The organism is Streptomyces sp. NPDC056160 (genome assembly GCF_042268205.1).
GTDB lineage: Bacteria > Actinomycetota > Actinomycetes > Streptomycetales > Streptomycetaceae > Streptomyces.
On the sequence record NZ_JBHJUW010000031.1, the window covers coordinates 65,315 to 76,580 of the forward strand.

12 protein-coding genes are annotated in these 11,266 nt (G+C 71.4%); 6 read left to right on the forward strand and 6 right to left on the reverse strand.

Translation table 11 applies throughout. The annotated features are described in order from the left end of the window. Positions 1 to 56: 56 nt before the first annotated feature. The 3 genes from ACFC02_RS14540 to ACFC02_RS14550 form a co-directional block, all read right to left on the reverse strand. Positions 57 to 233 carry a hypothetical protein gene (locus tag ACFC02_RS14540; protein ID WP_376356403.1) on the reverse strand — a complete coding sequence of 59 codons (177 nt, stop codon included), beginning with the start codon at positions 231 to 233 and terminating at the stop codon, positions 57 to 59. 93 nt (positions 234 to 326) lie between these two features. After that, positions 327 to 1,199, reverse strand: a complete 873-nt coding sequence (locus tag ACFC02_RS14545; protein ID WP_376356405.1) for an alpha/beta fold hydrolase — start codon at positions 1,197 to 1,199, stop codon at positions 327 to 329. 291 nt (positions 1,200 to 1,490) lie between these two features. Then, positions 1,491 to 2,705 (reverse strand): beta-ketoacyl-[acyl-carrier-protein] synthase family protein, encoded by a 1,215-nt coding sequence (locus ACFC02_RS14550; RefSeq protein WP_376356407.1) that lies wholly within the window; start codon positions 2,703 to 2,705, stop codon positions 1,491 to 1,493. Between the two features lie 264 nt (positions 2,706 to 2,969). Here ACFC02_RS14550 and ACFC02_RS14555 point away from each other — a divergent pair, with 264 nt between their 5' ends. Further along, on the forward strand, positions 2,970 to 3,314 hold the full coding sequence (locus tag ACFC02_RS14555; protein WP_376356409.1) for a VOC family protein: 345 nt from the start codon (positions 2,970 to 2,972) through the stop codon (positions 3,312 to 3,314). Positions 3,315 to 3,369: 55 nt separating this feature from the next. On the opposite strand, the gene ACFC02_RS14560 is transcribed toward ACFC02_RS14555, so the two are convergent. Next, complete coding sequence (locus ACFC02_RS14560) at positions 3,370 to 3,729, reverse strand: winged helix-turn-helix transcriptional regulator (RefSeq protein WP_376356411.1); 360 nt, start codon at positions 3,727 to 3,729, stop codon at positions 3,370 to 3,372. Between the two features lie 84 nt (positions 3,730 to 3,813). On the opposite strand from ACFC02_RS14560, the gene ACFC02_RS14565 reads away from it, so the two are divergent. Then, complete coding sequence (locus tag ACFC02_RS14565) at positions 3,814 to 4,722, forward strand: NAD(P)-dependent oxidoreductase (RefSeq protein WP_376356413.1); 909 nt, start codon at positions 3,814 to 3,816, stop codon at positions 4,720 to 4,722. Positions 4,723 to 4,864: 142 nt separating this feature from the next. Here the strand turns inward: ACFC02_RS14565 and ACFC02_RS14570 are convergent, their stop codons facing one another. Beyond that, entirely contained in the window at positions 4,865 to 5,326 is a 462-nt protein-coding gene (locus ACFC02_RS14570; protein WP_376356415.1) for a MarR family winged helix-turn-helix transcriptional regulator, read from the reverse strand. Positions 5,327 to 5,406: 80 nt separating this feature from the next. Between ACFC02_RS14570 and ACFC02_RS14575 the strand changes: the two genes are divergently transcribed. Then, entirely contained in the window at positions 5,407 to 5,778 is a 372-nt protein-coding gene (locus ACFC02_RS14575) for a VOC family protein (protein ID WP_376356417.1), read from the forward strand. Between the two features lie 2 nt (positions 5,779 to 5,780). After that, positions 5,781 to 6,743: a DNA-3-methyladenine glycosylase family protein gene (locus ACFC02_RS14580; protein ID WP_376356419.1), complete on the forward strand. Its 963-nt coding sequence runs from the start codon at positions 5,781 to 5,783 to the stop codon at positions 6,741 to 6,743. A 212-nt stretch (positions 6,744 to 6,955) separates the two neighbouring features. Here ACFC02_RS14580 and ACFC02_RS14585 read toward each other — a convergent pair whose 3' ends face one another. Further along, entirely contained in the window at positions 6,956 to 7,732 is a 777-nt protein-coding gene (locus ACFC02_RS14585) for a methyltransferase domain-containing protein (protein WP_376356421.1), read from the reverse strand. Between the two features lie 364 nt (positions 7,733 to 8,096). Between ACFC02_RS14585 and ACFC02_RS14590 the strand changes: the two genes are divergently transcribed. Together ACFC02_RS14590 and ACFC02_RS14595 are read left to right on the forward strand one after the other, a co-directional pair. After that, positions 8,097 to 8,585, forward strand: coding sequence for a MarR family winged helix-turn-helix transcriptional regulator (locus ACFC02_RS14590; RefSeq protein WP_376356423.1), 489 nt, complete (start codon positions 8,097 to 8,099; stop codon positions 8,583 to 8,585). Between the two features lie 47 nt (positions 8,586 to 8,632). Next, the gene (locus ACFC02_RS14595) at positions 8,633 to 11,206 is read left to right on the forward strand and encodes an MFS transporter (protein ID WP_376356425.1); all 2,574 of its coding nucleotides are present in this window, start codon (positions 8,633 to 8,635) and stop codon (positions 11,204 to 11,206) included. The last annotated feature ends 60 nt before the right edge of the window (positions 11,207 to 11,266 follow it).

Consider the following 11,266-nt stretch of genomic DNA (forward strand, 5'->3'; position numbering starts at 1 on the left):
TCGCGCGCTCTCCGAGTGCGGCGATCATCAGGACGAACACGGGCAGCTTGCCCATATCAGTACGGAGGCGAAGTCGTCGTTGCTCGGGTGGGGCCGCCGACGTGGACCTTCCTCGACCTGCCCCGCTCGGCGCGCGGGATCACCTCCGAGCGCAGGTGGTCGATGAGGTCGGATGCCGACGCGGACTGCGGGGACGTCGACGGCACGACGGAGATCACACCGACGTCCTGCACGCGGCCCGGGATCCGTCGATGGTGCGGCGTGAGCCGATGGTGCGGCGTGAGCGGATCACGCGAGCCGGTCCGGTGCCACCTGCCGGCGCAGGCTCAGCCGCGGCTCCCCCAGAACTCGCGCAGGGCGGCGACGAGCGCTTCGGGAGCCTCTTCGGCGATGTGGTGTCCGGAGTCGATCGGACCGCCGCACAGCCGGTTGCTCGTCCAGTCCCGCCACACGCCCAGCACGTCGCCGTAGAGGTCGACCATGTCGTCGCGGGTGGCCCACAGCACCTGCAGCGGGCAACCGATGCGTCGGTGGGCCTGACGGTCGGCGTCGTCGTGCTCCCGGTCGACACCGAGACCGGCGCGGTAGTCCTCGCACATGGCGTGCACGGTGGCCGGGTCATGAATGGCGCGGTGGTAGTCCTCGTAGGCCTCGGCCCCCATCTGCTCGGCTGTCGCCTTGTACCAGGCGTCGGGGTCGGCGTTGATGACGCGTTCAGCGGGCTTGTCGGTCTGTCCGAGGAAGAACCAGTGCCACCAGCTCGCGGCGAACGCGGCGTTGCAGCGCCGCAGTGCCTCCCCGATGGGGACGGCGTCCAGGACGCTCACGGCGGACACCGCTTCCGGGTGGTCCAGGGCGAGGCGCGTGGCCACGTACGCGCCCCGGTCGTGCCCGACGACCGCGAACCGCTCGTGCCCGAGGCGGCGCATGACCGCCAGGCAGTCGCCGGCCATGGCGCGCTTGGAGTACGGGCGGTGCTCCGGGTCGGTGGGGGGTTTGTCGGACCGACCGTAGCCACGCAGGTCCGGGCAGACCACCGTGTGGCCGGACGCGGCCAGCAACGGGGCGACCCGGTGCCAGGTCGCGTGGGTGCGCGGGTGACCGTGCAGGAGCAGCACTGCCGGACCGTCGCCGCCATGGCGCACCCGCAGGTGAGCACCGTCCCCCTCGCATCGCGTCAGATGGAAGCGGTCGAACACGTGACCTCCTACGCCCGGGGCATCGCGCCTCGCCTGCCCCGAAGCGCTCCGCCCACACGCGCCTCGCCCGGCTGACAACCCACGCCGGCCTCCGGGGCGGGCTCGCGGGAGGCCGGCCCCGCCGGACGTGAAGCGTGGAGGCTCACCGCGAGGGCTTCTGACCGGCGCCGACGCGGGCCCCGTGGGGTGACCGTGACCGCCGACTTCTCCGCCACCTCCCGCAACGACCCGCCCGATGCCCTGTGACGCCGGGCGCGCCTGGCGCCGACCTTGAGCGCCAAGGCCTCCTCGTCACCTGGTGAACACCAGAGTGACGTTGTGTCCGCCGAATCCGAAGGAGTTGGCCAGGGCCGCGGACCACTGCCCGGTGCGAAGCTCACCGCGCACCACGTCCAGTTCCACACGCGGATCGAGGTCGTCGAGGTTGCGCGTGGCCGGCACCGTGCCGTTCTCGAGCGCGAACACAGCGGCCATGGCGCCGACCGTCCCGGAAGCGCCCAACATGTGACCTGTCATCGACTTCGTCGCGGTCACCGCGGCGTGGCTGCCGATCACGCGGCCGATCGCCTCGGCCTCCGCCAGGTCGCCGGACTCCGTGGAGGTGGCGTGTGCGTGCACGACCCCGATGTCCGCCGGGGCCAGTCCGGCGTCGCGCAGCGCCAGTTCGATGGCGAAGGCCTGGCCTTCCGCGTCGGACGCCGTGATGTGGTCCGCGCTCGAACTCACGCTGCTGCCGGCCAGCGTGCCGTGGGCACGTGCTCCACGGGCCCGGGCGAACTCGGCGCGTTCGAGCACCATCATCCCGGCGCCCTCGCCCATGACGAAGCCGGACCGTGCGACGTCGAAAGGACGGGACACGGTCTCCGGGTCCACGGACCGCGTCGACAGGGCCTTCATCTGGGCGAACGCCGCGAGGGTGAAGGGGTGCAGGCACGCTTCCACCCCGCCTGCGACGACCACGTCCACGCGCCCGCTGCGGATCAGATCCTGCCCCAGGGCGAGGGCCTCCGCCCCGGACGCACAGGCACTCACCGCGGTCCTGGCACCCCCCTTCGCACCCAGGTCCATGCTCACCCAGGCAGCCGGCCCGTTGGGCATCAGCATGGGGACCGCGAACGGCGACAGCCGGCGGATCCCGGCGCGTTCGAAGACGTCGTCCTGTCCCAGCGTGGAGAGGACACCACCGGTCCCGGTACCGATGACGACGGCCAGCCGTTCCGGCTCGACCTGCGGAGCACCGGCGTCCCGCCAAGCCTCGCGCGCACTGAGGAGGGCGACCTGCTCACCGCGGTCCAGCTTCCTGGCCTCGGCCCTCGGAAGCAGTGAGGCAGGGTCCACCGTGAGCCCGGCCGCAACGTGCACGGGCAGGTCCGCGGCCCACTCCTCCTCCAGGAGACGCACCCCCGACTCACCGTCCAACAGCCCCGACCACGACGACGGCGCATCGGCCCCCAGCGGCGTCATCGCACCTACGCCCGTCACCAGAACATGACTGTTACGCGTCACACGAGCCTCCTCGTTTTGTATGGGAGCTACATGGGCCTGACTTGCCCTCATGGGGATCATGCCAGCAGCCAGCAGGCGAATCAGGAGAGGAGCCGACCGATCCGAAAGCGAGAGATTGTGCTGTCTCAACAGTTTGGTACACCCTGAGGGAGGGGAGCGCGGTGAGCTGACCGCGGAGGGGCGGCGGGGCGGGCAGCCTTGCGCCGATGAGTCCCGCTCGCTGGAGTGGTCCGGCTTCCGGAGCGACCGTGAGGAGTGATCCGAGTGGACTTGTACAGCGTCCTGTGCGTGAGTGACCGGACCAGGGCGGCGGAGTGGTGCGAGGCGCTCTTCGGGCGCCCGCCGGACGAGATCACCGGCGAGGAGTACCTGTGGCAGCTCGGAGAGAACGCGTGGGTCGTCGTCGACGATCGGGACGTGCGCGCTGAGCGAGTCGGGGGAGCCATGATCACACTCGGTGTGACCGACCTGGACGACATCCTGGCCCGACTCGCCGCGCACGGGATCGACCACGAACCGGTCGAGACCTACGGCAACGGCGTGCGCCACGTCGTCGTGCTGGACCCGGACGGGAACAGCCTGTCACTCGCCGAGCCACCCACCCGGTGAGCCTCTGCGCACCCGGCTGTCAGCGACCCGCCCCCCGGCAACTCGACCACTCCGGTCACAGGGCTACGTCGACCGCTTCGGAGTCTTCGCGGCGTATCCGCTCGGCCCCCCACGCGCCGAGTGGCGCGAGCGCTTGATTGAGTGTGCGCCCGTGCTCGGTCAGGGAGTACTCCACCCGCGGCGGCACCTCGGCATGGATCTCGCGGTGGACGAGGCCGTCCTCCTCCATCTCACGCAGGTGCTGCGTCAGCATCTTCTCGCTCACTCCCGGCAGGCCGCGACGCAACTCCGCGAAGCGGCGTACGCGATGGGCGTCGAGTTCCCAGAGGATCAGTCCCTTCCATTTGCCGCTCACCACGTCGAGCGCAGCGTCGATCCCGCAGATGTAAGGCCCGCGTCTCGGTGCCTTGGCCATCGTTGCCCCCCCTTACGAAAAGGTAAGTACCGCAGAAAATAGTAGGTACTTCCGCGAGCGGTGACACCCTCCGACCATGGAGGGGTGAACGAACAACAGAACCCCGCCACCAGGCCAGGCAGTGCCGTCACCGTGATCGGACTCGGTCCGATGGGTCAGGCGATGACCCGCACCCTCCTCACCGCCGGCCACCCGGTCACCGTATGGAACCGTACCGCCGGCCGGGCTGACGGTGTCGTCGCCGCCGGGGCCACTCTCGCCGCGACGCCCGCCGAAGCGGTCGAAGCGAGTGACCTCGTGATCCTCAGCCTCACCGACTACCGGGCGATGTACGACATCCTCGACGGCGCGAGCGCATCGCTCGACGGACGGACGCTGGTCAACCTGTCCTCCGACACTCCCGAGCGCTCACGCGAGGCGGCGACCTGGGCAGCGGGTCACGGGGCCGCCTTCCTCACCGGAGGTGTCATGGTCCCCGCTCCGATGGTCGGTACGCAGGCGGCCTTCGTCTACTACAGCGGCCGCGCCCCTGTGAAAGAGAGCCACCTGGCGGCGCTGGCACTGCTGGGAACGCCGAGGCATCTGGGTGATGACCCGGGCCTGGCCCAGATGATGTATCAAGCCCAACTCACGTTGTTCCTCTCCACGTTGTCCGCACTGATGCATGCCACCGCGATGCTGGGAACCGCAGGGATGAAGGCCAGGGAAGCGCTGCCGGAGTTGCTGTCCTGCGCCGACTCGACCGGCGACATCCTGAGGGCTGGTGAAGAGCATCCCGGTACCGCGCTCGATGCCGGCCGACATCCCGGCGACCTCAGCACGGTCACCATGATGGGCGCGACGGCCGACCACATCGTCGAGACCAGCGCGGCACTCGACCTCGACCTCGCGCTCCCCCTGGCCGTGCAGGCCCACTACCGGCGCGCGATCGAGAACGGCCACGGCAGCGACAACTGGACCCGCATCATCGACAGCATCCGAGAACCACGCTGACCCCCTGCGGGACCGGTGAGCGTTGCCGTCCGTGACGGATCCCGCCGGGCTCGCTCCGGTGGCGTGGACTCGTCGGCCGGGCCGGCGGGCGGCGTGTCACGCCGGATGTCACGGGGGTGCCCGGGTGCACCTTCCCGGGTGGTCACTCCTCAAGGGATTCGGCCATGGTGTCGAGGTCGGCGAGCAGTGCCGCGAGGCGGTCCGCGGGGACGGCCTCGATCATGCGTTCCTCGATGGCGTAGACGGCGCCGCGCGCGGCGTCCAGGCGCCGCCGTCCGGCCGGGGTGAGGTGGACGGGCAGGGCGCGGCCGTGGTCGGTCGTGGTCGCACGGGTGACGAGGCCGGCCTCATCCAGGCCGCGCAGGACGACGTTGGCCGACTGCCGGGTGACGAAGGTGCCGCGGGCCAGATCGGCGTTGGACAGGCCGGGCTGCCGGTCGAGGAGTTCGAGGCAGGAGTACTGCGGGACGGTGAGGTCGTGCTCGCGCAGGGCCTTGTCCATGGCGCTGCGCAGGGCGGCTGAGGCGCGTTTGAGGCGGTATCCCACGTGCTCCGTCACGTCCTGGGCCGGATGGGGCGGGGGCACGGATGAACGGTCTTCCATGTCAGTATTTTGACATGTGAGAGCCGGGGCGCCTACAGTCACGTATGTCAAAGTCCTGACATTCGAGGTCTGGAGGAACCATGGCCGCCACTGTCGAAGGTCCCGATTCCGTCGCTCTCCAGATGAAGGACGTGCCCGCCGCAGCCGCCTTCTTCGAGGAGCGCCTCGGACTGCGCCGGGCGCCGGCCTCGCCGCCCGGCGCGGTGGTGTTCTCCACCAGCCCGATCGCGTTCGCCGTGCGCGAGCCGCTTCCCGGCGTGGACCTGGACGATGCCGCGCGCCCAGGCCTGGGCGTGGCGCTGAGGTTGCGCACCTCGGACGCGAGCGCGCTGCGCGAGCAGCTGGTGCAGGCCGGCACGCAGGACGTCAGCCCGCTTCAGGACACTCCGTTCGGCTTGACGTTCTCCTCCACCGGCCCCGAGGGCTACCGGCTCACCGTGCACGGAGGCTGACCTTGAGCGCTGTGGTCCTCGCCCCCCGCGGCCCGTTCTCACTCGAAGCCGGCCTGCGTTTCCTGCGAGGCTTCACCCCAGCCGCCTACCGGGGAGGGCAGGACCCGGTGCTCCGGCTGGCCTTTGCCTCGGACGACGGCCGCTTCACCGTCACCGCCGCCGTGCGGCAGGAGCGGACGCCGGGGGACAACGGCGCGGTGCGGGCCCAGATCACGCTCCGCCCGGCCGGCCTCGGTCCCCGGCACCTTCCCGCCCCACCCGCTGCCGGCGCCGCCGAAGCGGAGAAGGCCGCCGAGAGCGTTGCCCGCGTCCTCTCCCTGGACGTCGACGGCGACCGCTTCCCGGAACTGGCATCCGCCGATCCGGTGGCGGCCGGGCTGATGAGACGGTTCCCCGGACTGCGTCCGGTCTGCTTCAACTCCCCCTACGAGGCCGCGGTGTGGGCGGTGATCGGCCACCGGGTCCGCAAGAGCCATGCCGCCGCCGTCAAGACACTCCTCGCGCAGCGCCACGGCCGCCGGGTCGAGGTCGCCGGGCAGGAGATGTTCGCCTTTCCCTCCCCGGCGGCCCTGCGGGCAGTCACGAGCTTTCCCGGCCTCACCGAGGTGAAGATCAGCCGGCTGCACGCCGTGGCCGAGGCCGCGGACGCGGGTGAACTCGACGCCGCGTCCTTGCGCGCCCTACCGGCCCAGGACGCCCTCGCCGCACTGCGGGAGCTGCCCGGTATCGGCCCGTTCTCCGCCGAACTCATCCTCATCCGCGGCGCCGGTCACCCGGATGTCTTCCCCCGCCACGAACCCCGGTTGCACGCCGCCATGACCGACGCCTACGCCCTCGAAGCCCCCGCGGGCGGCGTCCCGGCGCTGGCGGACATCGCGGAGCGGTGGAAGCCCTACCGCAGCTGGATCGCGTTCCTGCTGCGCGTACAGGCCGACCCGCGCATCAGGTCCACGCGCGGCAGGTAGGTACCGCATCAAGGCGCTCACCGGCAGAAGAAGGGCCGAGCCGCGGACCGCGGGCACCGTCATCGCGGACGGGCGCAAGCGGATGGGGCAGCGCGAGGAGCCGTCCGTCACCCGCGACGACGACGCGCTCCATCTCGCGAACGGGCGAGCAGCCGTGGAGTTCGCCCGGCCTTCGGCGAGGAGCCGGTACTCGTGCGGGCGGGCCGGCCCGGCTACGAGTCAGCCACGACGATGTAGAACGTCACCGCAGCGAGGAAAGGGCCGTCGGCCAGGTGGGCCAGCCAGCGCCGGGCCGCTTCATCGGTGAGGTAGCCCGCGGCGAGGGCACGTCGCGTGGTGCGCTCCAGCCCGAGGACTTCGTCAGCGGCCCGGACGTCCCGGAAGACGGGCGTGACCGGGATGACGGTGGGCACCTGGAACCCGGCCTCTGCCGCGAGTCGTGGGAGCTGCCTGCCGATGCGGGCGTTGCGGACCACTTCATCGGTGACGTACCGGGTGTAGGAGCGCGACAGGTCGCTGTCCGGGTGGTCGATCGCCAAGGTGTCCCAGTCGGGCTCGCCCATGACGAGCCGCCCGCCCGGCCGCAGCACGCGGTGCGTTTCGCGCAGCACCAGGGCAGGATCGGCGACGTGCTGGAGCACCCGGTCGGTGCGCGCGCGGTCCGCGGTGCGGTCCGCCAGTGGCAGGCCGTGGAGATCGCCGAGGTGAACGGCGACCGTGCCCCGCCCGGCGGTACGCTCTCGGGCGGCGTCCACTGCGGCCCGGTCGTGATCGACACCGATGACTGTGCCGGTCGAGGTGGCGGCTTCGGCGAGCGCGTCGAGGTCGGTGCCGGGGCCGCAGCCGAGATCCACGACCGTCTGGCCCGGCCGGACGTCGAGCGCGTCGAGCATACGTCCTTTGTAGAAGCGGCCCAGGTCGGACGCGGCGAGACGATCGAGGTAGGCGCTCGGACGCGGAGTGACGGTCTCGAACACTTTCGGTGTCATGGCCACCAGTCAAGCAACTTCCCCCGCGCTTCGCGAGGTTCGCCGTCGCAGTGACCGCCCGCGGTGTCGAGAGCACAGCGGCGAACGGGGGCGGGGCACCATCCCGCTGCTCGCCGGGCCCGTCGGTGACCGTGCGACCGTGCAGTGAGCCCAGAGCTCCCGGTGGACGCCCCGCGGTCGCCTCCCCGCCCCGAAAGAAGGGGGCTGTCGCACCCCGGCGGCACGACGCCGGACACACCCTCTGTTGATGTTTACCTTCGCAATGCTTGCCTTTGCCAAGGTTTTGCGCCGGGCGGGCCGATTTGGGTGCCCGAGGCAATCAATCGCCTCTATGGTTGTTACAAGCAACGATTACGGAGGTGTGATGGCCGAGCGGGCGCAGTACGAGGAGCTTGCGCGTCAGCTCAGTGCCGTCGGCGCCGTGAAACGGGACATGGGGCGGATCCTGCCGCCCGACTGCCCGGCCGGCTCCGCCGCCGTGCTGACGCTGCTGGGCCGTCACGGGGACATGCGCATGAGCAAGCTCGCCGAGCTGCTCGCCGTGGACCTGTCGGTGACCAGCCGCCATGTCGCGCACGTCGCCGCCCGCGGCTGGATCGACCGGCTGCCGGACCCCGCGGACAAGCGCTCGCGCATCCTGCGCCTGACGCCCGCCGGCCTCGACCGGCTCGACGACCTGTCCCGGCGGACCACGCACCTGCTGACGGAGCGGCTGAGCGACTGGACCGACGACGAGGTCGGCCAGCTCATCCGGCTGATGACCCGCCTGCGCGACAGCTTCGGCGACTGCCGGTCCACCCCGGTCCGGCTCCCCGAGCCCATGGCCGAGCAGCCGTGGTCGAAGACGCCGTGATCGAAGAGACCACCCGTACACCCGCAAACACATAGCAAAGGAAGCCCATGGCAACGACCACACCAGCCGGTGTGCGGGCCCACGGCAGGCACGGGGGCGCGTCCCCGGACGGCGCTCCGATGTCGCACCGGCAGATCATGGAGGCGCTCTCCGGGCTGCTGCTCGGACTGTTCGCCGCCATCCTGTCCTCGACGATCGTCACGAACGCCCTGCCGACGATCATCAAGGACCTCGGCGGCGGCCAGTCGGCGTACACCTGGGTCGTCACCGCGGCGCTGCTCGCCATGACGGCCTCGGTGCCCCTGTGGGGAAAGCTCTCCGACCTGCTCAGCAAGAAGGCGCTCGTCCAGCTGGCCCTGGTGATCTACGTCGCGGGCTCGGTCATAGCGGGCCTGGCGCAGAACCCCGCCATGCTGATCACCGCGCGGGTCGTCCAGGGCCTGGGCGCGGGCGGCCTGTCCGCGCTGGTCCAGGTCATCATGGCCGCGATGATCGCGCCGCGTGAGCGCGGCCGCTACTCCGGCTACACCGGCGCCACGTTCGCCGTCGCGACCGTCGGCGGCCCGCTGCTCGGCGGCGTCATCACCGACACCTCCTGGCTGGGCTGGCGCTACTGCCTCTTCGTCGGCACCCCCTTCGCCCTGATCGCCCTGCTGGTGCTGCAGAAGACCCTGCACCTGCCGGTCGCCAAGCGCCAGGTCAAGGTCGACTGGGCGGGTGCCTTCTTCATCACCGCCGCGGCCTCCCTGCTGCTGCTCTGGGTCACCTTCGCGAACGACAAGTACGACTGGGTGTCGTGGCAGACGTTCACGATGGTGGGCGGCGTGATCGTGCTGGCGCTGCTGTTCGTGCTCGTGGAGACCAGGGCGAGCGCGCCGATCATCCCGCTGCGCCTGTTCCGCAACCGCACCATCGCGCTGGCCTCGCTGGCCTCGCTCTTCGTCGGTGTCGGCATGTACTCGGGCACCGTGTTCTTCTCGCAGTACTTCCAGCTGGCCCGTGACAAGACCCCGACCATGTCGGGCGTCATGACGATCCCCATGATCGGCGGCCTGTTCGTCGCCTCCATGGTCTCCGGCCAGATCATCACCCGCACCGGCCGCTGGAAGGCCTGGCTGGTGGCGGGCGGCGCGTGCCTGACCGCGGGCCTGGGCCTATTGGGCAGCATGCGCTACGACACCCCGTACTGGCATCTGTCCATCTACATGGCGCTGCTCGGCGTCGGCGTCGGCATGACGATGCAGAACCTGGTGCTGTCCACCCAGAACCAGGTCGCCCCGCAGGACCTCGGCTCGGCGTCGTCGACGGTGAGCTTCTTCCGGACCCTCGGCGGCGCGGTCGGCGTCGGGGTGCTCGGCTCGGTGATGTCGACCCGTATCAGCCACCACGCCAAGGACACCATCACGTCCCTGAGCCCGCACGCGCGGGCCGCCGCCGCCAAGGCGATGAGCGGTGGAGGTGAGCTGCCCGACATGAACGCGCTCCCCTCCCCGGTGCGCACCTGGCTGGAGGGCGCCTACGGGCACGGCATCGCCGACGCCTTCCTCTACGCCGCGCCCTGCGCGTTCGTCGCCTTCCTCGTCGTCCTGTTCATCAAGGAGGTCCCGTTGCGTACCACCGGCGCCCTGGCCCAGGCTGCCCAGCAGCAGAACGCGGGCGAGGCCCCCGCACCGGCCGCGATGCCGGTCGAGGCCGCCCAGACCGTCGCCGCCGCCCCCGCTCCCGTCGAGGCCACCGCCGAGCAGCGGGTGCCGAGCTGGGCCACCGCCGCGGCGACCACCGAACCCGGCCCGGAGGGCACCCAGCGCCTCGCGGCCGTCGCCACCCTGGCCCCCGGCGAGCCGGCCCGGGAGAGCGGCGGCGGGATCCCCGTGCACGGCTACGTGCGAGGTGCGGAGAGCGTGCCGGTGCCGCAGGCCGCGGTGACGCTCATCTCGCTGGCGGGCCGCCAGCTGGGCCGCTCGGTGGCGCAGCCGGACGGCGCCTACGCCCTGGACGCGCCGGGTGCGGGTTCGTACGTGCTGATCGCTTCGGCGGACGGCTTCCAGCCGCAAGCCTCCACGGTCGTGGTGAACGGTGAGCCGGTGGCGTACGACATCCTGCTCAGCGGCACCAGCGGGCTGAGCGGTGTGGTGCGCTCCGCCGAGGGCGGTGCGCCGGTGAAGGACGCGATGGTCATCGTCACCGACGTGCGCGGTGATCTGCTGGCCACCGGGACGACCGGCGAGAACGGCGAGTTCTCCTTCGCGGAGCTGGTGCCGGGCGTGGTGACCGTGGCCGTCAACGCCGCCGGGCACCGGCCGCGGGCCCTGCCGCTGGAGGTGGGCGGGACCGGCGTCACCCGGATCGAGATCGACCTCCAGGCCGGCGCCCAGCTCCAGGGCGTGGTGCGTGCCCCGCACGGTCCGCTCGCCGATGCGCGGGTGACGCTCGTGGACGCGGCCGGCAACGTGGTCGGCACGGCCACCACCGGCGCGGACGGCGCGTACGCCTTCACCGACCTGGACAGCGGCGAGTACACGGTCATCGCGACCGGCTACCCGCCGGCGGCGACCGGGCTGACCGTGGCCGGCCGGGGCGTCGACGGCCACGACATCACGCTCGCCCACCCCGGCGAGTAGCCCCTCCACCGGCCCGCGGCAGCGGGGGCGCCCCACGTTCGCCGACAAGCGGAACAGCGG

Bases quoted from the DNA above. Each gene is read 5' to 3' on its own strand.
- ACFC02_RS14560 (WP_376356411.1), bottom strand. From the start codon at position 3,729: ATGGCCAAGGCACCGAGACGCGGGCCTTACATCTGCGGGATCGACGCT.
- ACFC02_RS14570 (WP_376356415.1), bottom strand. From the start codon at position 5,326: ATGGAAGACCGTTCATCCGTGCCCCCGCCCCATCCGGCCCAGGACGTG.
- ACFC02_RS14575 (WP_376356417.1), top strand. From the start codon at position 5,407: ATGGCCGCCACTGTCGAAGGTCCCGATTCCGTCGCTCTCCAGATGAAG.
- ACFC02_RS14585 (WP_376356421.1), bottom strand. From the start codon at position 7,732: ATGACACCGAAAGTGTTCGAGACCGTCACTCCGCGTCCGAGCGCCTAC.
- ACFC02_RS14590 (WP_376356423.1), top strand. From the start codon at position 8,097: ATGGCCGAGCGGGCGCAGTACGAGGAGCTTGCGCGTCAGCTCAGTGCC.
- ACFC02_RS14595 (WP_376356425.1), top strand. From the start codon at position 8,633: ATGGCAACGACCACACCAGCCGGTGTGCGGGCCCACGGCAGGCACGGG.